General features: G+C 53.6%; 20 protein-coding genes (1 of these 20 cut by a window edge). 18 read left to right on the top strand and 2 right to left on the bottom strand.

What is annotated here, in order from left to right:
- Window positions 1-4: 4 nt before the first annotated feature.
- The 17 genes from Q7K71_04150 (at window position 5) to Q7K71_04070 (ending at window position 13675) form a co-directional block, all read left to right on the top strand.
- Window positions 5-2161, top strand: a complete 2157-nt coding sequence (locus tag Q7K71_04150; protein MDO8675293.1) for an ATPase, T2SS/T4P/T4SS family — start codon at window positions 5-7, stop codon at window positions 2159-2161.
- Complete coding sequence (locus Q7K71_04145; protein ID MDO8675292.1) at window positions 2158-2499, top strand: DUF192 domain-containing protein; 342 nt, start codon at window positions 2158-2160, stop codon at window positions 2497-2499. The genes Q7K71_04150 and Q7K71_04145 overlap by 4 nt, the downstream gene beginning before the upstream one ends.
- A gap of 200 nt (window positions 2500-2699) precedes the next feature.
- Window positions 2700-4004: a helix-turn-helix domain-containing protein gene (locus tag Q7K71_04140; GenBank protein ID MDO8675291.1), complete on the top strand. Its 1305-nt coding sequence runs from the start codon at window positions 2700-2702 to the stop codon at window positions 4002-4004.
- A gap of 68 nt (window positions 4005-4072) precedes the next feature.
- Complete coding sequence (locus tag Q7K71_04135; GenBank protein ID MDO8675290.1) at window positions 4073-4225, top strand: hypothetical protein; 153 nt, start codon at window positions 4073-4075, stop codon at window positions 4223-4225.
- Window positions 4226-4258: 33 nt separating this feature from the next.
- Window positions 4259-4513: a hypothetical protein gene (locus Q7K71_04130; GenBank protein ID MDO8675289.1), complete on the top strand. Its 255-nt coding sequence runs from the start codon at window positions 4259-4261 to the stop codon at window positions 4511-4513.
- 29 nt (window positions 4514-4542) lie between these two features.
- Entirely contained in the window at window positions 4543-4917 is a 375-nt protein-coding gene (locus tag Q7K71_04125) for a hypothetical protein (protein MDO8675288.1), read from the top strand.
- A gap of 30 nt (window positions 4918-4947) precedes the next feature.
- Window positions 4948-5280 carry a hypothetical protein gene (locus tag Q7K71_04120; GenBank protein ID MDO8675287.1) on the top strand — a complete coding sequence of 111 codons (333 nt, stop codon included), beginning with the start codon at window positions 4948-4950 and terminating at the stop codon, window positions 5278-5280.
- Window positions 5281-5327: 47 nt separating this feature from the next.
- Window positions 5328-5516, top strand: coding sequence for a hypothetical protein (locus Q7K71_04115; protein MDO8675286.1), 189 nt, complete (start codon window positions 5328-5330; stop codon window positions 5514-5516).
- 13 nt (window positions 5517-5529) lie between these two features.
- Window positions 5530-5937, top strand: coding sequence for a hypothetical protein (locus Q7K71_04110; GenBank protein ID MDO8675285.1), 408 nt, complete (start codon window positions 5530-5532; stop codon window positions 5935-5937).
- Complete coding sequence (locus tag Q7K71_04105; GenBank protein MDO8675284.1) at window positions 5927-6271, top strand: hypothetical protein; 345 nt, start codon at window positions 5927-5929, stop codon at window positions 6269-6271. The genes Q7K71_04110 and Q7K71_04105 overlap by 11 nt, the downstream gene beginning before the upstream one ends.
- A gap of 38 nt (window positions 6272-6309) precedes the next feature.
- Window positions 6310-6642 carry a hypothetical protein gene (locus tag Q7K71_04100; protein MDO8675283.1) on the top strand — a complete coding sequence of 111 codons (333 nt, stop codon included), beginning with the start codon at window positions 6310-6312 and terminating at the stop codon, window positions 6640-6642.
- A complete protein-coding gene (locus Q7K71_04095; protein MDO8675282.1) occupies window positions 6639-8096 on the top strand; it encodes a hypothetical protein in 1458 nt (485 codons plus the stop codon). Before Q7K71_04100 ends, Q7K71_04095 begins: the two co-directional genes overlap by 4 nt.
- Window positions 8093-8344 (top strand): hypothetical protein, encoded by a 252-nt coding sequence (locus Q7K71_04090; GenBank protein ID MDO8675281.1) that lies wholly within the window; start codon window positions 8093-8095, stop codon window positions 8342-8344. The genes Q7K71_04095 and Q7K71_04090 overlap by 4 nt, the downstream gene beginning before the upstream one ends.
- A gap of 2 nt (window positions 8345-8346) precedes the next feature.
- Window positions 8347-11439 (top strand): hypothetical protein, encoded by a 3093-nt coding sequence (locus tag Q7K71_04085; GenBank protein MDO8675280.1) that lies wholly within the window; start codon window positions 8347-8349, stop codon window positions 11437-11439.
- Window positions 11417-11767, top strand: a complete 351-nt coding sequence (locus Q7K71_04080; GenBank protein MDO8675279.1) for a hypothetical protein — start codon at window positions 11417-11419, stop codon at window positions 11765-11767. Before Q7K71_04085 ends, Q7K71_04080 begins: the two co-directional genes overlap by 23 nt.
- 29 nt (window positions 11768-11796) lie before the next feature.
- Entirely contained in the window at window positions 11797-12651 is an 855-nt protein-coding gene (locus Q7K71_04075; protein ID MDO8675278.1) for a type II secretion system F family protein, read from the top strand.
- A gap of 103 nt (window positions 12652-12754) precedes the next feature.
- On the top strand, window positions 12755-13675 hold the full coding sequence (locus tag Q7K71_04070) for a type II secretion system F family protein (GenBank protein MDO8675277.1): 921 nt from the start codon (window positions 12755-12757) through the stop codon (window positions 13673-13675).
- A gap of 17 nt (window positions 13676-13692) precedes the next feature.
- Here Q7K71_04070 and Q7K71_04065 read toward each other — a convergent pair whose 3' ends face one another.
- Both Q7K71_04065 and Q7K71_04060 read right to left on the bottom strand, forming a co-directional pair.
- Window positions 13693-14496, bottom strand: a complete 804-nt coding sequence (locus tag Q7K71_04065) for a nucleotidyl transferase AbiEii/AbiGii toxin family protein (protein ID MDO8675276.1) — start codon at window positions 14494-14496, stop codon at window positions 13693-13695.
- Window positions 14493-15131: a hypothetical protein gene (locus Q7K71_04060; GenBank protein MDO8675275.1), complete on the bottom strand. Its 639-nt coding sequence runs from the start codon at window positions 15129-15131 to the stop codon at window positions 14493-14495. Before Q7K71_04060 ends, Q7K71_04065 begins: the two co-directional genes overlap by 4 nt.
- 483 nt (window positions 15132-15614) lie before the next feature.
- Between Q7K71_04060 and Q7K71_04055 the strand changes: the two genes are divergently transcribed.
- Window positions 15615-23471 carry part of the coding region annotated (locus Q7K71_04055) for a cysteine peptidase family C39 domain-containing protein (GenBank protein ID MDO8675274.1) on the top strand (this coding region is incomplete at its 3' end). Its footprint extends 44344 nt past the window's final position, so 7857 of the 52201 annotated nt are shown.

Genomic DNA, 23471 nt, shown 5'->3' with positions numbered 1-23471 from the left:
GCCTATGTCCTGCAGAGTCATAACGGTTTTCAGCAATAAAGGCGGCGTCGGCAAGACCTTTGTCGGCGTCAACATCGCGACCGCCCTGGCCCTTAAGGCCAAGAAAACCCTGATCGTGGACCTGGACGTGCAGGCCGGTCAGGACATGGCCCGCATGCTCAATCTTGTCCCCACGCAATCCCTCGTTGATCTTCTGGCGGCCGTTGAAAAGGACGAGAAACCCGACATCATCCGCGGTTATGTCCTGCGCCATGCCAGCGGCCTGGAGTTCCTGCCCGGCGTCACGCATATCCGCCAGACCGGACACATCACGGCCGACAATATCCGTCCTTTTTTAAAGAAGGCGGCGTTGATCTATGATTACATTGTCGTGGATGCCGGCAGCGCCTTCAGCGAAATGCTCATCAGCGTTCTGGATTCTTCCAATTTAATTCTTCTCGTCGCGACGCCGGACATTTTGGCTGTTTATCAGGTCAAGGCGACGCTCGACATCCTTCAGAGCCTGCACTATCCTTTAAAGATGGTCAAACTCATTCTCAACCGCGCTGAAAGCCGCGGCGGGGTGGCCTGGCAGGAGGTCAAGTCGGCGCTGGCCTGCGACATTTTCGCCCTCGTTCCCTCCGACGGGAAGACCGTCGGCCTGGCGCTCAACCGCGGGGTCCCCTGCGTCATGGACAGCCCCAAAGCCCGCGTGTCCGAGTCATTTTTTGAGATTGCCGGCAAACTCGAAGTTGAAGACATGTATGTGCAGGCCTCGGACGTCATCAAGGTGCGCGCGGCGGACACGCAGGCCCAGAAGGGCAATGAGTTCTGGGAAAAATTCGGCATTGCCCCCGGATCCTCATCGCCCGTCACGATCTATAGGCAGGAAGAGGACGAGGTCATCAAACTTAAAAAAGCCATCCATCAGCGTCTGGTTGAGCGCATGAACGTGCAGAAGATCTCGCCCGAGGCGCTTTCCGACCCGGCACAGGCCGCCAATATCCGCAAGGCCGCGGCCAAGATCGTTTCCGAATTGCTGGCCGAGGCCGCCGGCGCTTTCATCGCTTCGCATGAGGAGCGCTCGCGTTTGGTGCGTGAGATCGTCAATGAAGCCCTCGGCCTGGGGCCGCTGGAGGATTTTCTGGCCGACCCGGAGATCAACGACATCATGGTCAACAACAAGGATGAGATCTTCGTCGAGAAACGCGGCAAGATCATTTTGACCAACAAGCGCTTCATTTCCAACGACCAGGTGCGCGCCACCATTGACCGCATCATCGCTCCCCTGGGCCGGCGCGTGGACGAGAGCGCCCCGATGGTGGACGCCCGATTGCCCGACGGCTCGCGCATCAACGCCATCATCCCCCCGCTGTCGCTGGGCGGGCCCATGATCACCATCCGCAAGTTTGCCCAGGAGCGCTACACCGTTGACGACCTTTTAAATAAATTCCATTCCCTGTCCCAGCCCATGGTGGATTTTCTGAACGCCTGCGTCATCGGCCGCAAGAACGTGATCGTTTCCGGCGGCACCGGCGCGGGCAAGACAACACTGCTCAATATCGTTTCGCAATTCATTCCGGACAATGAGCGCATCATCACCATTGAAGACGCGGCGGAACTGCGTTTGGTGAAAAGTCATTGGGCGCGCCTGGAGTCCAAGCCGCCCAACATTGAAGGCCGCGGACGCGTGACCATCCGGGACCTGTTCATCAACACCTTGCGCATGCGGCCCGACCGCATCATCATCGGCGAATGCCGCGGCCCGGAAGTCCTGGACATGCTCCAGGCCATGAACACCGGCCACGACGGGTCTTTGACGACCCTGCACGCCAATTCCCCGCGCGATGTGCTCTCGCGCATGAGCTCCATGGTGCTTCTTTCCGGCATTGAACTGCCCATCCGCGCCATTTATGAAATGGCGGCCTCCGCCATCAACATCATTATCCAAATTTCCCGTTTTTCCGACGGGTCGCGCAAGATCACGGCGATCTCCGAGCTGACCGGAAAAATAGTCGAGGGCCTTCCGGAGCTCAAGGACGTATTCATTTTTAAACAAAAAGGCATCAATGCCGACGGCGTGGTGCTGGGCGAATACAGCGCCACCGGCTTTGTGCCCAAATGTTTCGAGGACTTCCAGACCAGAGGCATTCCGCTGTCCAAGGCCGTCTTTAACGTATGACCATCCGTAATTTGACCCGCGGCACGCTGATCGCCGAGACCGGTTCGCTGGCGAAAACTCCCCTCAAACGCATGACCGGACTGCTGGGCCGCGGGGCGCTCAATTCCGGCGAAGCGCTGGTCATCACCCCCTGCCGCAGCATCCACATGCTGTTCATGAAATTCCCGCTGGACGTCATTTTTATTGACCGCGCGAACACGGCGGTGGGCCTGTGCCCCGACATCCGGCCTTTTCAATTTTCTCCATTCTTCCTGCAAGCCCACAGCGCCATTGAGACCTCTGCCGGCACCATTGCCGCCTCCCAAACACACATGGGCGATAATATTCAAATCGGTTGAAATAATATCTTAAATGATGTCTAATAATTATTAAGGGCGGGTCCTGTCTTCGGTTTCCCCCACCGTGCTCGTTCCTGCGCGGACATTAAGGAACCCGGCCTGCTCACTGGCTCGCAGGCGCGCTAAGCGGTCCGGCTTATTCGCCGGACCAGCGCCCCGCACCACGAAAATGTCCAGTCTGGACATTATTGGGGGTTTCTATGGGCGTTGTTTATAAACTCACCGAAGACGTTGTTTCCTTTATTATTGAACGCAAACAGGAAACTCCCCGTCTGTCCTGCCGGGAGATCGCCGGCTTGGTCCATGAACGGCATCAAAAGGTCGTTTCTAAGTCATCGGTCCATGATGTCTTAAAAGAACATGGCGTGGTCATCCCTCGCGGCCGAAAACCCAAGATCAAATTCCAGATCCCCCCGGAGAAGAAACAGCAATTGTTCGCCAATGTCGTGCCTGGCGTGATCTTCCAACCCCCACCGCCTGCCCCAAAACTCATAGAGCAGGCCCCGCGTGTTGTGGAACAAGCCCCCAGCCCGTTGGTCAGGGGCGAAGTCCAGGAACGCATGGGCGAGATTTTCATTAAAGCCACTTTTTGGGATATTTTCCCCCGTCCTGTATGGGGGATCAAGAAACTGGAAGACATTAAGTCATTAAATCTGAATAACTTACGAGAAGAATGGGAGTATATATCCACCGTGGTTGAACGTTTAAAGATCGATCTGGAAGACGGTTCTTGTGTTGAGATGGACAGCCGTTTTCAGGCCCTTGGTCCTAGCAGGGCTATTTTTCCCGCAGGCATTGAGCGCTGTATCCAGGACACCGCAGATTGTATCCTTAATAATATCAATCCTTTATGCATACGCTCCTTGGGGGAGAATGCTACGGACGCCTTGATCCTTAGTTTTTTTCAGGCCTGTGAGGGCGTGGCTGGTAAAGGCATGACACGGGCATCCTTGTTGGGCGCAGGAGGAATTGTCCTGGCTCAATTTTCCTGTTCCCCCCGTCAAAAAAAGAATGTCATTCTTGGAATGCCAAGAAATCTAGAAGTGGAGCAGAATAACCATAAATTACGATATATAAGGCTAGAAATGGATGGATATGATAAGAATATGTCAGTTTTATCAAATTTTAGCCCACATATATCAAATGATGAAATTGCGCGTATCTTCAAAGACCGCCATCCTCCGGTTCAAATCAACATGTCCCCCCTGGCGGATAGTTTGCGGGGGGATATTGCGGACCAGCCGGCATGGGTTTTGGCCCGGCTTCAAGCCCGTGCGCGCGCCTTTTTCCCGTCCGATTTTGGGCAGGATGCCTTTGAGTCGGTTTTGGCCCTTAAAGGGGTTATTGAGCAGGGCAGACACATAACCCTTCTGGCCCCTGCCTCTTATGCGCACATTGCTTTTCTGCGGCAGGCCGCGGATAATGTCAATGCCCTGAATATCCGCGATGAGAACGGGCGCCGGGTCCTGTGTCAGATAGCGTCGGAAAACAACGCGAATTTTTAGGTCGAAGGGTTGACATCCCTTATTTTATATGGCATACTTCCTTTATCTTTCATGTAGGAGCAGCCGCGATGATCCTTAGGAACATCAAAGGACAAAATCTCATCGAATACGCGATCGTCGTGGCCTTGGTGTCCGCTGCTATGGCGGCCATGAGCACCTACGTGTTCCGTTCCGTGCAGGCCACCCAGAAGGCGGTGACGCAGGAGATCGCCAACGAATAACAAAGCATCTTAAATACATCAGGAGGCATTTATATGTTCAGGAAAATGAAGACAAAAGGTCAGAGCACGGTGGAGTATATCTTGCTTGCGACCGCGGTCATCGGCGCGATGATCTTTTTTACCACCGGCCCGAATTCGGCACTGACGGGCCGTTTGGGCAATACCCTTAACTCAACCGCCGACAGCATCGGGAGCATAAGCAACCGTTTGGTGAACAGCCAGGGGGCAACCGCTAACGGAGTAACTCCCGCGCCGGGCGTCACGGTGGACCCGACGGCCGGATTTTAAAGAAACAACATCCATAAATGGAGGAACATATGTTTAGAAATTTATTTAAAAATACCAGAGGACAAACCCCTCGACTTCGCTCGGGGCAGAACACCGCGGAATACGCGCTGTTGATCGCCCTGGTCGTCGCGGGCGTCATCGCGATGCAGACCTATGCCCAGCGTTCTTTGCAGGCAAGGATGCACGATGCCAGCCAGTATCTGGCCAGCCAGACCAACGCCATCGGCAACCAAACGCAGTATGAACCGTATTACCTGGAAAGCGATTATACCAGCACCCGTAACGCCCAAGAGAACAAGCGTCAGGGCGTGGGTCTGGTCGCCGCGGACTCAACGACCAACCGCAGCAGGACCGGTACCCAGCAGTCAACGTACAGCACCGACGGGACAGGCGGCGGCGACTAAAATAAAATCGTATCTTAAGGAGGATGTTCTATGTTGACTTATTTTAGCCAAAAAAGAGGGCAAAGCACCCTTGAATACGCGGTGCTGACCGTCATCATCATCGGCGCGCTGTTGTCCATCCAGTTTTACATCAAGCGCGGCGTGCAGGGCCGTTTAAAGAGCGCTGCCGACGATATCGGCGACCAGTATTCGGTGGGCAATACCAACGTCATCAAGACCACCAACACGTCCAGCACGAGCCGTGAGACGTTCGGTGTGGACGGACAGGGCGTTTCCGCGACCGGATTGATCGGTCCCGAAACCACCAATACGTCGGAAAGATCGGTGATCGTCAACACCGAGCAGGAATATATGGGCAGATGACCCCCGGTGGGGGTCCCTTAGTGGTTTCTAAATCGTAGGGAGCGCGTATGATGAAGACAAAAGGCCAGAGCACGGTGGAGTATATTTTGTTGGTCACCGCGGTGATCGCGGTGATCATCCTGTTCACCGGGCCCGGCGGGGCGTTTCGGAACAAACTTTCCGATACCATCAATAAAACCACCGATGGCATGGAGGACATGGCCAACCGTCTGATGAGGGCGACCAACCCTCAATAGCTGGGAGAACTTCATGGCGCGCGGCATAAACGGCCAAAATGGCCAGAGTTCCCTTCCCGAATACGTGGTGACGTTTTTTTTAGTCGTTGCCACGGCCGTGGCCATGACGGTCTATATCCAGCGCTCCATTCAGGCCAAGATCAAAGACAGCAGAGATTATATGGTCAACGTTGCCGCCAATGAATGCGGCCCTGATTGCAGGGCCGCGGCCGGGATCAGCGGAAGCGGCATTCCCCGCGAGTATGAACCGTATTACGGCAAAGTCGATTCCCGGACCAGCCGTAACAGCGATGTCAGGACCGGCTTGGCCGGCGGCGCGGACAGGCAATTTCGCAAAATAACCAATGAAACCATTGAAACGACCAGCAATAGCGAACAACTTCCGCCCGGGGCCGCGGCCGGGGACCGGTATGGGAAATAAAGGCCAGACCGTCGTTGAGTATATTGTTCTGATCGGGATCATCACGGTCGCGCTTTTTTATATGGGGCCTTTGTTCAAGCGGGGCGTGCAGAGTTTGGTGAAGGTGACCTCCGACCAGATCGGCGCTCAACAGAATGCCGACCAGGATTTCCTGGACGCCGATGACCCGGGCGCGACCGGGGGATATCTGGTGGGGGCAAATACACAGGTCACGGGCCATGTCAGCAAAAATGTTGTAACGCCCGGCTGGGGCGGCGTTGCCGATATTACCGTGAATGAGACCACGAATACGACGTCCGATTCGCAGACGAATCTCGGGAAATTGAACCAGTAGGGGCGACCCGCCGGGTCGCCCGTACAGTCGGAGAAAGCATGGTGTTCAAATATTTTCAAAGACATCGCAGAGATCACCGGGCGCAAAGCATACTTGAGTTCACGGTCCTGACCATTATCATCATCGCGGTCTTTTTGAGCATGAGCAGTTATGTCAAGCGCGGCATGCAAGGCAGATGGAAGAGCGCCGTTGACGATTTTGCCGACCAGTATGATCCCCAGCAGACCAATTCCACCACCCAATATACAGCCGCCACCGAATCCGACACAACGATCACGACGTTGAGCAATACCACCTTTCGTAATGATAACACTCGCTCGTCGGAACAACGTAACAGTTACATGCAAGTCGGTCAGGACGGTGCATTTTGAAAGGACAGGCCCTTCGACATTGCTCAGGGCAGGCCGTCATAGAACTGGCGATCTTCGGCGCCATCATCATTTTTGTGCTGGGCGCCATCATCCGTTCCGCGGTTTCTTCGGGCCAGGGCCAGGACGCCTCCTTAAAGGCCATGCGCAACGCCCTTGTGCAGTCCTCCAAAAGCACTCCCGGCGACACCAGCCGCATCAGCCCTTCCATGCTTTATCTGGAAGACCGGTTGAGCCCGGATTTCGGCAAATACGGATCCACCGAGCGCGCGCCGTTCACGGCCCAGGGATCGGGCAGCATGACCAACCTGCTCATGTATCCGATGGACATGTCGGAATTGCAGGACCCCAGACATGTCCCCGTTATGGACATGTTCATCAACGGTAAACATTTCACCTTCTCGATGGCGCGGCTTGTGTATAAAAGATTTTTGGGCTCCAGCGGCGGTCCGGTGCATTCCGCGAAAGCTGGACTTGTTGAGACCACAACCTATGTGGCCCCTGTTTCCTTTTCCTGTCCGGAGGAGGACCCTGGTTGCGAGGGCCCGGCCCCTCCTGTGCCGATCGTCCATGATCCGCCGCAGCGCGGCGGTTGGGATTCTTCATGCAAAAGTGGCCGCGGATGCCCGATCTTTTATCAAACCGTCGTCAACATGGAGGACGGCAATGAGATCAGTGAGGATGCCAGCGATGAGATCAGGCAGGAGGCCCTGGAAAAAAGGTTTTGTGTTTCCTCCGGCCAGTGTCCGGGGCTTTTGACAGGGCCGGAACGCTTTGACCTCAACCATGATGACAACCTTTCCAATGATCCCCCCTCGTCTTTGTACGCGAACATGACCTGGCAGTGGAGGGGTGTGCAGGCCATGGACGATAATGAGGATGACGGTAAGCCCTTGCACATTGATGCCGACCATGGCTCCTACCCTTCCTTTGACGTGGACGGAGACGGCCAGGAGGAAACGATCTATCAGGTGGATTATAACGACGATGGCATTGCCACCGGGGCCGTGGTGTTCGATTCCCAGGAAGGCGACCTTGATATGACCAGTCCGGATGCCGCTGTCGGCAAAGTAGGGCTTTTGAATGATATGGCGATCTATACCAAGCCGGCTTTTGGTTCAGCCAAAGGCAATCATCTTTTGATAAATCAGGGCAAGGCGTATGATCTCGATGGAAAATTCATCCGCTCGGTCAACCGCAAGGACCAGGTGGACTTAGTCGAGCGGAAAATACAATTGTCCAATGACACGGGGCGCATGTGTGGGGGTATCGGCGTGCCCAGTGAAGTGCCCGCTGTCGAGGTGTGCGGTGGCTGTTTTTCCGTCAACAATATCGCCAGGACCTGTTTCGACAGCGCCAGCAAGATTTTGTACGTGCGTTCGCGGATGCTGGACCAGCAGGGGCATTTTTGGAAAACGGACGCGTCGGGGCAATTGCGTTTGGGGGGAGCGCCATGACAAGGGGGAGGAAATTCAACGGGCAGTCTACTATTGAATTCGTGTTCGCCATGATCGCGGCCATGTTTTTGCTTTACGGCATGGTCCAGGTGTTCCGCTGGGTCGGTATGGACGTGGCCAAGCGTCAGTACGCATACGATGCTTCTTTTAACACAGCGATCACCACGGGGAACCTGGAACGGTTGCAATCGAACGCTTATCACCCCTCGAGGATCAACGCTTCTCCCGGGGTGGATCTGGGGCAGTGACTATGAAAAATTATAAAGGGCAAGCCGCCCTCGTTCTTATTTTACTGGCCGCCATCGCGCTCATCTTTTTTGCCGTCACGCTCAACTGGGGACGCGTGTCGCAGATCAAGAACATGACGACCACGGCAGCCACCAATGCGGCCGCCAACACTGTTTCGGGCATTGCCAGTTATGGCGAGTCCCTGATCCAAAGCTCGCTGGGCGGGGGCTTTGAAAAGTCCGGTTTCGCGCGCTGGGTTGTCGTTGCTCTTAGCTTCATTGCCGCCGCCCTTATTATATATTTTACAGCCGGGGCCGGCACCCATCTTGCGGCCGTCATGATCACTTTAGCCATAGGGGGAGCGGCCGCCACACTGATCACGGTCTATAATGATGTGAAGACCGTGAAGGCCTTCAACCAAATGCATACCAAATTGCCCCTCAAGGACCGGTTTTTGGAACAGGGCTTGTCCGCCGGCGCGCAAAGTTTGGTCTCGGACCAGGGCAAGATCATTGATTATTTTGACATCAATACCAACGGGAAATTCGGGCCCGCTTCCGACGATAAGATCGGCCGGTATGGATTTTTTTATACCGAACGCCTGAAAGCCCTTAAAAGAGCGATGTCAGGCATGGACCTTACCGTTTTCCTGGATGGGTTAGGCACCTTGCTGGGAGAAATAACAGAGGCCTGCCCGAAAAATCCGGATGGCACGCCCAACAGTGATCCGCATTGCAACAAGTGCTGTGTGCCCCTGACCTTCAACGGCAAGCGCCTGCGGCCCGCCAGTTGTCTGCTTACCGTGCCGGCCCAATGCGCGGCAGCGGACCCATCCTTTCCGTTTATTTATGACCCCACCTATCCGAAATATTCCGGCGGCACAAGTTTTCTGGCCACGTTCGGGGTTGACGTAGAAAAGAAAGTGTTCAAGGATCGCCAAGCTGAGGCCAAAGGCATATTTTCCCTGTTCTGGGACATGGGTGACATGCGCAATACCGGCGATGGCCTAAGGATCCCGGGCCCCGGCGGTGTCAGGGACTATCGCAGGCCGGATAAGGTTAAGATCTCTCAAATTTTTCATGCGGTGGGCCCGGACCCAAATGACCCAGATTGCGTGAACCCGGATAGTCCGCTCTGCTCACGGGCCCCCTTTTGTGCGGATAAGCCCGGTCTTGACCCGAACGGGTTCTGGTGGAGAGAAGGGGCAGACCAGTATTGTTCCACCACATGGCCGTATAATGAATGTCCCAGAAACGCCTGCACCAGAACTTCCTGCCCCAAGTGCACGCCGGCCACAGCCGCGGACTGGCCGGAAGACCCGATGGACGACATCGTTTATTCCCTGAAAGGGTTCTACGCCTGGGCCAAACTGCTTTTAGCGCAGGATGATGACACTTTGAGGGCCAATTTGAAGGAATGGTATCCGGAAGCCGCGGTGTGGATCGGCCCCGAATGCGACGGCAGCAATGCCCTGATCTGCCAGGAGGGCGGCGGGGTTTTGTATCGATTTGAGAACAGGTTGACGGCCTGGCGGCTGACATTGACGGCCTGGCTCAACAGCGACGAGGATGACGTGACCACGGATGATCTTTTGAAGGATTATCACGACAGGGGACTGTTCCTTGGTATAACACCGTATGTTTTTCCGCAGTTCAATGCCTGGTGCATGCCGCGTGAGAGCGACCCTCAATATGCGCAAATGACCCCCGATGAGATTGATTATACCAAAACCTTTGACACCTGTCCCGGCTGCTATTCCAACCCCGGCCAATTCAAAGGCAACCCGTGGGGATCGCTGAACAGCGTCATCGCATGCCTGGACTGGAATTCAACCAATGATGTTCGTTTCAAGACATGCAAGGATGCTTTGGATGCCCTGTCTTGTGCGACGCCCAGCTGTGCCGCCTCGTTTGATCCATGCGACGCAAGCGCCAAGGCCGCGGTACTTAACGGGATCGCACAACAAATTGCCGATGTGTCCGCCCAGATATGCACCGGCACCCAGGCACAGATCTCTGCGTGCGAAACGGCCAAGCAGAATAGTCTTGCCGATCTTCAGGCATGCGCAAGCAGCGTGTCGGGCGTTCTGTGCCCGTCATTGCCGGCGGTCTGCCAAGAATTGCCGCGGTCTTTGGTGTGCGAACCCGCTCCTCCTGAACAGCCACAAAATTGCCCCGTGCCCGCCTTTGACCCATGCGCGACCCCATCGCTGTATAAGAAATGGGTGGATGACAGCTATGATCTGTCCGGGCCGCAGTCGGCGCAATTCACGGCCAGGAAGGAACATTTAAGAACGATCAAGGGCAATACCAAAGCGGCGCTGGGAACGGTCGCTCACGGCAAGATGATGCTGGATAATTTTCTGTATGGGACCATGCTTGCCGACGGAACGATCGATCCGGACCAGCGGCCGGTGCCGTCTTTGTTCCTTGTCCTTCAGGACTATCAGCTGTATCTTGACAAGATGCCTAATTTTCTTGTGTATGGCTGGCAAAGCCCCGTTGATCCCAAAAATCCGTCAAGGGCACAGCATTGGCATATGGTCCGGGCCGAAGGCATGGGGCCTGGCAAATGCCCGGTGGCGGGCATGTGCGAGTATGGCACGGGCAACCGTGACAATCTGCCGCATATTGAAGTAGACACCGACGGGTTTTTGTGGACGAGACAACACTCCGAGTTAAAAGATTACGACGGCCGGGTCCTGACGCGCGTCACCCGCTGGGATGAAGAACGCCCGGCGACAACGACGTTCAATAATACGGTTCCGGTGTGGAATTTTCATTTTGGCAAACCCGGCACAGTGCCGGGATCGGCCGCCGGGCTGTCCGCCTGCCAGAGACAGGGTTTGGGTATTGCGGGAAATTATGTTATCAACAGCGGGACCGCGGCGGACCAACAATCGGTCGGGCAGGCGTTCATGCTCAATACTGTTGGCAGCGATCCCTTCAATACGATCCCCGCGAGTTGCTGGGCCACGGTGGATTCATTATTGAGCCAGGGGACCAAGACCACGGTATGCGCCGTGTATACAGGCAACCGGTCGACGAATCACATGGAAGTCAAATTCGTCCCCTGCCCTGCCGGAGCCTTTGATGAGAACACACTGGGTCGCTAGAAATCGCGGTCGCGCCGTCATTGAATACGCGCTTTTGATCGCGATCATTTTAGCGGCGCTGTTTTGGATGAAAGGCCCTATTGTGCGCGCCTTTTACGGACGATGGAAAACCGCCGGCGATTCTTTTGCGTTCGGCCGGCAATACGATCCCAAACGCACCGTTGAGTGCGCCCACGATACGGCCACAAGGACATGGTATGATGAGCGTTGTTTCGACAACGGCCGTCGCGCCTGCGTCACGGCTGTTGATGTTGCCGCGTGTGAAGCGGGCATTATCCAGGGATGTTCCGGCAATTGTCGCGAACCCAACAGCGACCCGTATTACTGATGAAAACACATGTTTAGGAGCGCGGTATCATGTTTGAAATGACCTTGTTTTTGTTTTTCATTTGTGCCGGCGTGCTGTCTTATACCCTTGTTCCCGTGGTCATTGCCAAGACCAGGGAAATGAATGAAAAGAACGCCAAGGACCTTGCTTTAAAGGTTGACGTTCATTTGCAGGGCCGGGATTTTCAAAAGGCCTACCGCCTGCAGATCATCGCGCCGGCCGCCCTTGGTCTGGCGGGGTTTGTTTTTTTTCATGACGCGCGGGTATTCGGGATCTTTGTCGGGATCGCGCTGGGGGCCATTATCCCGCGGCTGTATGTCGCGAAGATCATCAGGGACCGCAAAGCGAAATTCAACGATCAATTGATGGACGCGCTGATGATCATGTCCAGTTCTTTTCGCGGGGGCTTGAGCTTGATCCAGGCGGTTGAGGCGGTCACGGAGGAAATGCCGGAGCCCATCAGGCAGGAATTCGGCATCGTGCTCGGCGAGAATAAAATGGGCGTTGCGCTCGACGAGTCGCTCAACCGGCTCTACCAGCGCATGCCCTCCCCCGGCCTTCAGCAGATGATCACCGCCATTTTATTAGCGCGCGAGACCGGCGGAAATTTGCCGCTCATTTTTTCGCGCATCGTCACCACCATACGCGAACGCAGGAAGATCGAGCAGAATCTCCAGACCCTGACCGTGCAGGGCAAGATCCAGGCCGCGGTCATGACCGGGTTGCCGGTGGTTTTCGTCTTCGGCGTTTCGGCGACCAATCCCAAATTTTTTGACCCCATGCTCCACACCCCCGACGGACAGAAATTGGTGGCCCTCTGTCTGGTTTTGTGGGTGGTGGGGGCGTTGAGTATTTTGAAGATATCAACGTTCAAGGACATTTAATATTAGCGCTGTCACCCCCGAATGTATTTGTCGGGGGTCCAGACACTAATGCACTGGATTCCCGACAGAAGCATTCGGGAATGACAATTACCGGGAGATAGCCATGCTCGTCTTGTCACTGATGTTCGCCTTTTTTGCCGTCTTTGCCCTGGCCCTGGCTTTGATGCCTGTCAAGGGCCGCCCGACATTGAAATTAAACCCCGTTGGCAGTTTCACCGTTGAAGGCATGGAGCCGCCTGTTACGGTCAAGCCGAAGAAAAAAAAGCCGCTGCAGCTCATTTTTAGCATGATCAGCAAATTGGCTTTTTTTAATAAGCCGTTGGCTGTTTTGCCTTTGGGCAGGCGCATGGCCACGGACTTAGGAATGAGCAGGACCGCTATTTCCGTCGAGGAATTCTTTTTGATCAAGGAGATCCTGGTCCTCATTTTTTTGTGGACCAGCGTGTCCTACGTCGGCAAGGAGATCCTGCTGTTTTCTGTTCTGATGAGCATCGCGGCCGGATATATGCTTCCCGAGTTGTGGCTGAAGGCGCGCATCAAGAAAGTCAGGGACACGATTTTGCGCGAATTGCCGGATACGGTGGACTTGCTGGGGCTTTGCGTCAACGCGGGACTGGATTTCATGATGGCGCTCAAATACGTGGTGGAAAAGTCCCACGGTTCGGTGATCATTGAGGAATTGAAAAGCATGATGCAGGAGATCAACGTGGGCAAGCCGCGGCGCGACGCCTTGCGCGACATGGCCCGCAAATATGAGATGCCGGATCTCTCCACCTTTTCCCGCACCCTCATTCAGGCCGACCGCATGGGGACCTCGGTGAGCGAGGCCCTCAACATCCTTTCCGAAGATATGCGCGAGGCCCGTTTCAGGCGCGGGGAGACCGTGGCCTTAAAAGCCCCTTTGAAAATGCTTATTCCCCTCCTGTTCTTTATCTTCCCGGTGGTGGCTATTTTAGTGGCTGGCCCTATTTTCCTTGATTTCATCCAAAATAACCCCCTGCAGGCCTTGGGCGCCGGGAAATAATAAACAGAGACAGCGTCCTATTCTGCGAGCAATCGAAGAACATTCTCTTTCGTCAACACCTTCAGGTCTTCTGGCCGCTCGAGGAAATTGTTGACGTCCTGGTCCACGATCTTCCAATCCGTTTGTTCAACCCGCGCCGCAAGAACGGACCGCCAGTTTTCCCCGGTCACGGCCGGTCCTTTCCAGCCCGTTTGTTCCAGCGCGGCGGAAAGCAGGGCAAGATTGGGTAGCAGGTCTTTGCGCTTAGACAGATACCACGCGATATCGTAATAATCCCGTCCTTTGACGTATTTGCGGCTCAGGACGGCGTGCATCTTTCCGGCGAACAACGACGGCAGGTCATACGTTAAAAACGCCATGGGGAAGAATTTATTGATGACCCTTGTCACAACGACCGCGCCGCCGGGCGGCCTGGTATCGATCTCGATCTTGATGGAGAATTTTTCGCTCTTTAAGCGTGAAAGCCCGGCCTCGAACAACAGCCCTTCAAATTTGATAAACGCCGAATGAACGGTTTTATCGTCGCTGTAGGTGACGCTGACCTCATAGCCGGCCAGGACCAGCTCCTGTTTGATCTTGCCCAGGAGGTCAGCGAACACAAGATCGTATGGGCCGACCGCACAGAAGTCCAGGTCTTCTGAAAAGCGCGGAAGATCATACAGAAAGCGCAGTGCCGTTCCGCCGACGAACACGCAAGACCGCAGCGCCCCCGCCTCCTGCATGATGTTGAGAACATAGGCCTGCGTGTATTCCCGCAGGACATTATATTTTTCGGAAGGACCGGACTGTTGCCGGGCGAGCTCCAGACAATGGTCTTTCATAGTTTTTTCTCCGTGGATGCCGTTTTTTTCATATATGCGATGATCATCCCGGCCGCGTGAAGCATGCGCGGTTTCTTGAACCTGCGGCCGTATTCCAGCAGCCTACCGGCGTTGATCTTTTCAAAATTTTGCAGCCGCAGCCCCTCCAGATAATTTTTGGTCAGTCGCGGCGCCTTTAAATAAATAAGGTCCAGAAGCGCTTTTTCCGGATGGGCCATGGATCCGGACTGGTCCTCAAGCAGGACTGAAGCATACCCCCAGAACAATTGCGGCCGGACGTGATTGTAGCTGAACCTCCCCAGCGGTGTTTCAAACCGGCCCGGCCTTTTGGTGGTCACACATGTGACCGTAAAAACCGCCTCCGGAATGAGCCCATGGAATTCTAGGGCTTTTTCCAGGCTCACATAGGATGGCCGGGTCAGGACTGAAGCGATCAGATAGGGCGAAGGGAGAATTTTTTGAAAGTGCGGCGCAAAAGCATAGACTCCCCGTTTCAATCGAAAGAGATGCCCTGCTTTGACCCAACGCGACAGCTGGACCCGTAATAAGCGGGGATCCGTTTCTCCGGTCAAAAGGAGATCAGTATTTAAAAGCGGCAGGTTTTGGTATTTTTTGAGAAACTCATTGAATTCCATATCAAAATAATAACATAAATGTTAAATTATTGCAACAATAATTTAAGATATGATCCGATGATAGCCACTTCATTCAGAACAGCCCCATTCAAGCAATATTTCTTCCATTCTTGTAATTTCCAATCTGAATTCCACACATAAGTTTCCATTCTGATAATTTCCATTCTGGAATTATGGGGGCATAATGCTTAATTCCTAGGCTTTGATCGCTGAATTAAGTATTGTGTCCCCATAATTCCCGTAAGTCATGTGCTCACAAAGAAAACGCTTTCTTAATATTTTTATTACTTATAAGAACAAAGTTTTGGAATATATTTAAAAAATTTTGGAGAAAAGACGTAACCTATTGCAATATAAGCAAATAAATGCGTAAAAAATTTTGCAAAAATTTGCCGCTTATATATAATGTGTTATACTTCAGTTATTGACAATCCTTTATCCAAAAAATAGCAAAAACTAATGAGCCAAAACGACAGAATCAACATGAATGAGTACCCCGAAAGCGGGGAAAATTTGTCTGAAGCCGCCCAAACGGCTCCGGAGTCCGTTGTTTTGGCCACCCCCGTTGTCAGCCGCTTCCATTCCTGGATCAGGACCGTCGCGATCGTGGTTTTGGCCATTTTTATCCCGGACCAGGTCAGCTGGGCTTTCAGCTATAACCCGGCCGTGCTTTGGGGCAACAGCATCCCGGCCGTGCGCATGATCGAGCCGGGCCTGACCCTGCCTGATGCCTCGTATCAAGCGTCCCAAAGCGTTGAATATCTGCTCAAACAGATCATCAATAAACCCAACGCCCGTTTGCAGGTGAATCTGGGCACCCCCTCCCCGACCCTCCCCACAAAGGGGGAGGGAGCGCTGCTTTTGGAGGCCAATGGCACGTTCACCCGCGAACGCATCCGCGCCATTACCGAATGGCTGGGCAAGCCCGGGATCCATCCTTTTAATTGCGCTGTTTACGGCCTGAAAGATATTTTGGACCACGAAGGCGTTGTGCGTTCGGTGGAAGAATTGGCTGTGCTGACTGTTTCGGTGGACTTGGTCAGCGATGTCATCAAGGTTGGTGATCTGAAATTAAAAACTTCGCTGTATGCTCTGGATAAAGTAGCGCAGGCGCTGGGCGTTTCTTATCAGAGCGTGAAGATAACACCCGCGGATGTGGTCAAATTGCCAACGCCATTTCTGGCCCATTTACAGGATGAGCATTTTGTGACCGTGACCGCGGTCAAGAACGATACGGTGTATTTTAATGATATCGGCATCGCGGGTTCTTTGCCGGCACAGGAGTTCATTCAAAAATTTGACGGGTTCGTTTATATCAAGGATGTGAAGGCCCTTCGACCAGGCTCAGGGCAAGCCGCGGGCATCGCGTTTGAAGAAGTGCCGGAGCCGTTGAGGGCGTTTGTCTGGGGGGACAGGTGGCGCGACAATTCCAAAGATCTGCCGGGCCTGACCTGGAAAGCGGCCCTTGGGCAGATCGGCATGAATGTGGGGCTTGCCCTGGTCACCGCCGGTATCGGCACCGCCGCCAAAGCCGGCACTGATGTGGCCATGGCTTTTGCTATTTCCATGACGGCTTCGCAGATCTCCCAAGCCATCGCGACGATGTGTGTGCAGGCGGGCGTGTGCAACGGGGTGGGGGCGTTTATTTTAAGCACGGCCCTTTCGGCAGGCATCACTTACGGGATGGGGGCCGTCACGGGTCCGGCGACCGGGGTGACCCCGCCGCCTCCGCCTCCGGCGCCTACGGGATTTTTGGGCTTCATTGCCAGTTTGGGCCAGAAGATCAATACTTTTTTTAATAAAATTTCAAGCGGCATTAAACGTGTTTTTGGTTTTGGTTCCAAGGCGGTTCCCGGATCAGCGCCGGTTTCCGTGCCGCAGGTCCCGCCGGTGCCGGTAGTGCCGTCAATGACTACGTCGCAGGCCATTGTTGTATTTTCCAAGGGCTTTGCCAAGGGGATGATGTATGGGACGGTCAAAGGCACGGCGGAATATCTGGTGGTCAGGGCCATTGACAAGGCCATGGATTGCAAGGATTCCAACGGGGCCTGCGCGATCATCAAGGAAGCGGTCACGCAGGTGGCTTCCTCGTTGGCCTCCAGCATGGCGTTGACGGCGTTTGCCGAGGTCACGGATAAAATGATGCACGGCACTAAAGATTTTGAGGATTTGGGGCATTGGAAAGATGAGAAAGCGGCCGCGGACGCCAAAGCCAAGTATGAGGCCGACCATACCGGACCAGCCATTGATAACAATCAGCGGCAAGAGTGGAATGCGGGCGCGAATGAAGCATACAACAGTGCGTTGAAAAATACGCCGCGTGAGTGGGTGCCCCACAGTTTCAGCGCTGCCATGGGCGCGGGTTTGAGGAATGAATTGCCCGGCATGGTCGGGCAATTTTCGGGCATGGGCGTGAGGTTGCTCGCGCTGAAGGCCGGCCTTAAGGTCGATAGCACGGCCTCCAGGAGTTTAAGTCAGGTCATGAGTTTGGAGATGCAATCGGCGATGTCCAAAGACAGGCGGATGTCCTTGGAAGGAGCGCTCCTTGAGGGTGCCGTTCGCACAGGGATGTACATGGGGCTTGACCAGTTGGAACAGATTATAATCGGCAAGGATGACAAATCATACGCATACCGCCAGAAAAAGGCGGAGATCCGCACGCTTTTATTTTTCACCACGGCTTTGGCCGCGGGCGGGCTGGTGACTGCTTTGGACAGAGAGCCCCAATCGGTAAAGGACGAGAAAGCGAAACGTCAAGAGGCACAGGAAAAATGGTATGCGGAGGGCAATGTGGGGCCGCTACCGCAGGGTGGTGCCAAAATGGGCCCTTGGCAAACCGCGGGGCTGGCCGGCCTTACCTATATGAAGCCGGGGACGGATGCTTTGTATGGCACGCCGTATCTGGAGCAATTCATCGGCACCGGCAGTTGGGGGTCGGTCAAAAGTTTTGTTTCTTACAGCGATACGATCGGCAGTGCCACCGGCTTTACCACCCAGAACGCGCTGGCGATGGATAAACTGCGTGACAGCATTAAAGCCGACCATGCCTCCGGTGGCGACGTCAACGCGTATACGCGCGTGGCCGGCGGACTCATCGTTCCCACCTATGATCAGGGCGGCGGCCCTCTTGCCCCGAAAGACCTCGAACTTCAGTATCAATACGCCCTCATCCAGAACCATTTGCTGACGCCCGGGCTCATCAACACGGAACATGTCATCAGTTCTCTGGGCAATCCGGTCATTGATAACATTAAGGCGCTGGCAATAGAAATTCCGGTGTCGGCAAAACTGGATGAAAGAAGCGCCGGTGCCAAGAAGTTTATGGATTTGAGATTTATCTACAGGACAATTCGGCACTCTGTGAATAGTTTGGGCCACGACACTAAATTGGTTTATGCCAAATCTTTAGAGAATGGTCAGTATGTCGGAAGGGGCATCGGCAAATTCAACGGCAGGGGCGAAAACAATGATTCTTTGACCAAGATTGATATTGCGGATACCGAAGGGTTAAAGACATTGGACTTCATGATGGATGTGCCAAGTTATAAAGGAATCTGGCAATTTAATAATGTGGAATCCAGTCAAATTTTAAACGGTGTGACAGACAAAGAGGGCAGGAGCATTGTCCTAACAAGCGGACCCGATGTCCTTTTGACCGGCGGAAGCCCTCTGGGCCTGGATGAACTCGGATATTATCAGCGCCAGGGGACAAACATCAGCGTTCGTGGCAATGACGACCATGGCATAAACGTTGCTTACGCATGGACGCCTTCCCAAGGCCCGACCGCGCACTTAAACCAGGGCAATAGGAACGTGGACCTTTTAAGTAGATACGTGGGCGCGGGCGACAGCAAGCAAATATTGCTTCAGTTTTATGGTTTTGGCGGGCAGGGACGTGCCTTGACGGGCGATGAAGGAGTTACATATCAGAATGGTGTTATAAAAAATCATAATGGTTCTCTCAAATTTACCGGTGGCAATGCGGAGGACATTTTCAAAGATGTTCAAGCCATTAGAAACACGGAGCAGAAGAAGGGTAGTCAAAGCGATTTTGATGAAATGGTTAGAGCCGCATCGCTTGGTGATGAAGAAACTACAGGCGCATGGCTTGGGATGAATGCCAGAGCAAATCTTTTTCAACAGCGTTCCAACACCCTAAATAATGAAACTATTAAAACCGAAGATGGCAAGGAGCAGATTGTCCCCAAGGGCTCTGTTGCATCGCAAATTGATTTCGTCTCTTCCGGAAGTACGGGCGGCGTGGTTTATGAAACACAAAGAACGTACAATCCTTTGGCCAGAACGAGTGATTATAAGGACTGGATCGTTAGATCTCTTTTGGGAGACATTGCGACGGTTGCTCAGCCGGTTCTGTTGAAGGACAGGCCGTATTCTACGGTACAAACTCTGGCCGCCTTAACTGGACAAGACGGGAAGAAGTTTTTTGATCAGACACAGGCGTTTGTCAGCAGGACTGGTACGACCACATTTCAATTTAATACATTAAAGGCTGTGACCTTGGGGTCTCCCAGTCACGTAAGCGAAAAAGACGGCACGGCAACCAGGACATATAAAATCGACTTATCGGACAATGATTCTGTTGTGCGTACGTTTGTTCAGGATGGTGGACATATAGAAAGTAGCGGGGCTTTCCTGGGCAGCGGGGCAGTGTATAACCCACAACAGCCGCAAAAAAATTTATATGGCAATCTTTTTGCACCGACCGGACAGGCAACACCAGCAGGTCCTGGTTTCAGCAATATTAAATTAAATTTCTCCGGCGATGACAAGACACCAACGGTCAAAGCTCCAAGTTTCGTTTTGTTCGCTCAAAAACAAACGCAAATGGAAGTGACCACCCAGAACGATAGAATTCAAGGAATGAATTTTTCCGGGTATTTGGTCCGCAATGATGCTAACAGGGACGTTGGCGGGATAACCAACAGTTTTATGTTCAATCGGTCTTTCGGGGATGAAACAGGCGGGGGCGGAAGAGACGCGGCCATGACCGTGGCCCGGTACGGACTGTTGAGCAAAGATCTGTTGTTAAAGATCAACCCGACACTGGCTGTTTTGCATTTGGACCCAGAAACCCCAACCGCCCAAATCGCCGTCAAGGACTTTCAGGTTGAATTCGGCAATGGCAGCGTCGTGTATTCTAACCAGAACGGGGGCATTAATCCGAACCATGCGCCGGTATGGAATGGGAACGAATATGTCAACCAGGTGGAGCACAACAGTGTGATCAGCACCACTCAGAACGCTGATGGAAATTTGGTGCGCTATCGTACCGGTCTCAATGGAGCAACGCCGACGGCGTCTTCACTGGCTGATATTACCCGGTACAAGCTGGATACAAAGGTTTCTGTGAACCGGCAGGGGAACTATGCGGGCCAGATGGACATGGTCGAAATTGTGGATGCCTATGCCATCAAAGGTCAGAATGGAGAGACCTTTAAGTGGAAAAACGGTTCATGGGAATTGCCTGAAAGCACAACAGACCGCCGCGTGTTGGACGTGCACCGCACCACGATCGCCAAGACAAGCGACGATCTGCTTTTCAACAGTGATAAACTTCGGGAGATCAACAGGGTTTTGAAGGAAAATGGATTTTCCGAGATCGCCGGACTCGGCGCGTCCAAATATGCTCTGGCCAATGCCGGCGAGGGTTACGCGGACGCGAAAGGACTTTTATATTCAAGCCCCACGGCATCGGAAGGGGAGCGCAACACCCATCTGGATTCCATCTGGATCCAAAGTATAACGCGCGACATGATGGACAAGGCCAATCCCGAAGGACAGGTCCATACGGGCTGGCAGTTGAACATGCTGGAAGGCGGTATGAAATTCGGGGGGATAGACCAGGTGGGCGGCAACAGAACCATTGAAACGATCTTGGAGGCAAAGGCGCAGCAACCCAATAATAATTTGTCTTCCGGCGGGAATGAGAACAACAGTGTTCAAAATGCCGATCAAAACCCCGATAATATTAAACAGGACTACTTGTCCGCCGGTGAAAACGCGCAGGTCACGATCTCTCCCATATTAGACGGCTACGTTAATGAGGTCAGCGGCAAATTCGATTCCGTGTTCATTGGGGAAAGTTTTGTGTCGCTCTACGGCAATATTGCCGAACGCGGCATCACATTGAAGGACAAACCGACGGTCATTGTGCCTTGGCAATGGGCCAGCACAGACCAGAATGGCATCAGGCATGAGGGCAGGGGCGGGGTCATGTTGAAGCCCAACCAGGATATTGTCACGGGTGGCCTCAATATTGCGGACGAAAAAACAGGAGCAAGGGCATATAGTTTCGGAGCGGGATCGACAAAAACGGACGTAGTGAATAGTATTAATGCAACAGAGATCCAGATCGCCCAACCGGTAACGGGTTTTGTCAGCGGCATTGGAGAGGCCCATATGATGGGCACGGAGGATAGATTCGCATTCGATAAAAACACAAAGCAATGGAAATATAAGGGTAATGATCTGATAGATGTCGCGTTGAAAGGGGACATGGGTTTTGATAAAGGCGCGGTGCTTATAGCGCATGAGGATCAGATCGAACGGGTCAGGGGGATACAAGCCGGGTATGAAGTCAATAATAAGGATTTGATGAAACCCACAGAATGGGGACGGAGATTTGATAAAGACAGGACAGCAGAGGGAATGGCTGTCGGGATGACTGAAGATGGGCGGGTCAGGCTTTTGGTGACCCCGCAGGCAAACCCCCAGGGCAGCATGGCGCCGTTAAACCTTTCTTCGATCGCTCCGTTGGCCGGAGGCGGAGAGTCAAATAAGAAGCTCAATAGCAAGGACCCTGCCGGAATAGGCGAACTGAAGGCCGATCATGATATCTTTGGCGTGAAAGTTGTCAACGAACAGGCGTTCAGCGTTGTGGATGACAAAGTTCCCGGCGGTAATGCCATACAACGAGTTGCCCTGACACCCAACGGCCTCGAAGAAAATCCCGAATTTGTCGCGTACGCGCGCGGGATCACGCGTGATAATTCTCTGCCGGTGACGAATGAGAAGACCGGCGCGTTGAATAAAGACGGCTCGCCGAATGAAAATCCTCTTACTAACAAATATTATCATACGGAAAGCCTGTCCGCGTATGCTCAAGATGGGATGTTCCTCGTCCGTCATTCCGGTGGAGATATCCGGTGGAGCAATGGATGGAAGGCGGACGACCGTGAGATCAAAGCCGATATGCCCGGTGTTATAGAGAAGACGGACGAGAAGACCAAGAGAACTGCCAGGGTCTTAGGATATCTTAAAGATTTGGAAATGCATGGAAGGGCTGCCACTCAAGACGGGCAATGGGATTGGGCCGCTGCCCCCGCGGCTGAAGGCACGTTCATTACTGGTAAGAATACGGCGGCCATATCCGGTACCCGGCTGGTGAGCGTCGAGGGCCGAAACAAATATGCCTTGAATTTGGTTAAAGGCACGCTGCTTCATCCCGAGTTAAGCGGGTCTACGCAAGAGCAAGCCAATGCCGGAGGGGAAAGCAGCTCCAGAAATACGATCAAGGATAAATACAAAGGGAAAGAAGGGCAGGAATTCAATTCATCCCCATACGGCCCGAATACACGTTTGTTCAATGTGGGCACAACAAACGATCAATTGAGCTATGCCCTTATTCCCTCCGGCATCAATGATAAAGGCCAGATGGTCTTGGGGCCGACGGACAGCTTTAGGGGGAACACGATCCATAAAATTGATTCACTGCCTTCCAGCGTTTTGGCTCCGCCGGAGACCCGCCGCGGCGCAGAAGGCCAGCTAGTCATTGTTCCGCGCAGTCAGCCGCCGGATGAAAGCGTTCCGGTTGAATACATTGTTTCCATCAAAGAAGACGGGACCACGGACGTGAGCGCCCCCAAGGCGATCGTCAATGGTCAAAAAGTGGACGCGTATTTTTATAAGGACATCTCGGGTCATGACAGGGTATCGCTTGGAGGCAGCTATTGGGAAAGCAGGGAAGCCCTCGACAGTAATGGAAAGCCCGTTTCCATCTTTGCCCACGTGAATATTGAACACCTCAACGGTAGAACTGTCGCGCAAACCACGGATCTGATGTACGACGGCCGCCATCAAGCAGCCATTGTTAAGAATGAGAACGGTCAGGATGTGGTTTATGCGAACGGGTCAAAGGTCGGGACGTTCGTAGAGACCATTGTACGGCTGGGGGACCAAGACTCCTACCCAGGGTATGAAAAAAAGAATGACGAGGGCAAGGTCTTTTATCAAGACAGGAATGGCAATGAGATCGAAGCATCTCCCGATCAGGTCCATAAAATCCGATACACCGGAGGAGAAGTCCAGGATGGACAGGTG

This window comes from Candidatus Omnitrophota bacterium, from assembly GCA_030650275.1.
In the GTDB taxonomy this organism is placed as follows: domain Bacteria; phylum Omnitrophota; class Gorgyraeia; order Zapsychrales; family Fredricksoniimonadaceae; genus JACPXN01.
Note: the sequence above shows the minus strand (reverse complement) of the source record. Positions and strands in the feature narration are given on the sequence as shown.

Excerpts from the sequence above, each read along its gene's own strand:
- Q7K71_04105 (MDO8675284.1), top strand. The coding sequence starts at position 5,927 with ATGGGAAATAAAGGCCAGACCGTCGTTGAGTATATTGTTCTGATCGGG.
- Q7K71_04090 (MDO8675281.1), top strand. The coding sequence starts at position 8,093 with ATGACAAGGGGGAGGAAATTCAACGGGCAGTCTACTATTGAATTCGTG.
- Q7K71_04145 (MDO8675292.1), top strand. The coding sequence starts at position 2,158 with ATGACCATCCGTAATTTGACCCGCGGCACGCTGATCGCCGAGACCGGT.
- Q7K71_04140 (MDO8675291.1), top strand. The coding sequence starts at position 2,700 with ATGGGCGTTGTTTATAAACTCACCGAAGACGTTGTTTCCTTTATTATT.
- Q7K71_04150 (MDO8675293.1), top strand. The coding sequence starts at position 5 with ATGTCCTGCAGAGTCATAACGGTTTTCAGCAATAAAGGCGGCGTCGGC.
- Q7K71_04110 (MDO8675285.1), top strand. The coding sequence starts at position 5,530 with ATGGCGCGCGGCATAAACGGCCAAAATGGCCAGAGTTCCCTTCCCGAA.
- Q7K71_04135 (MDO8675290.1), top strand. The coding sequence starts at position 4,073 with ATGATCCTTAGGAACATCAAAGGACAAAATCTCATCGAATACGCGATC.
- Q7K71_04100 (MDO8675283.1), top strand. The coding sequence starts at position 6,310 with ATGGTGTTCAAATATTTTCAAAGACATCGCAGAGATCACCGGGCGCAA.
- Q7K71_04130 (MDO8675289.1), top strand. The coding sequence starts at position 4,259 with ATGTTCAGGAAAATGAAGACAAAAGGTCAGAGCACGGTGGAGTATATC.
- Q7K71_04060 (MDO8675275.1), bottom strand. The coding sequence starts at position 15,131 with ATGGAATTCAATGAGTTTCTCAAAAAATACCAAAACCTGCCGCTTTTA.
- Q7K71_04070 (MDO8675277.1), top strand. The coding sequence starts at position 12,755 with ATGCTCGTCTTGTCACTGATGTTCGCCTTTTTTGCCGTCTTTGCCCTG.
- Q7K71_04065 (MDO8675276.1), bottom strand. The coding sequence starts at position 14,496 with ATGAAAGACCATTGTCTGGAGCTCGCCCGGCAACAGTCCGGTCCTTCC.
- Q7K71_04085 (MDO8675280.1), top strand. The coding sequence starts at position 8,347 with ATGAAAAATTATAAAGGGCAAGCCGCCCTCGTTCTTATTTTACTGGCC.
- Q7K71_04080 (MDO8675279.1), top strand. The coding sequence starts at position 11,417 with ATGAGAACACACTGGGTCGCTAGAAATCGCGGTCGCGCCGTCATTGAA.
- Q7K71_04115 (MDO8675286.1), top strand. The coding sequence starts at position 5,328 with ATGATGAAGACAAAAGGCCAGAGCACGGTGGAGTATATTTTGTTGGTC.
- Q7K71_04120 (MDO8675287.1), top strand. The coding sequence starts at position 4,948 with ATGTTGACTTATTTTAGCCAAAAAAGAGGGCAAAGCACCCTTGAATAC.
- Q7K71_04075 (MDO8675278.1), top strand. The coding sequence starts at position 11,797 with ATGTTTGAAATGACCTTGTTTTTGTTTTTCATTTGTGCCGGCGTGCTG.
- Q7K71_04125 (MDO8675288.1), top strand. The coding sequence starts at position 4,543 with ATGTTTAGAAATTTATTTAAAAATACCAGAGGACAAACCCCTCGACTT.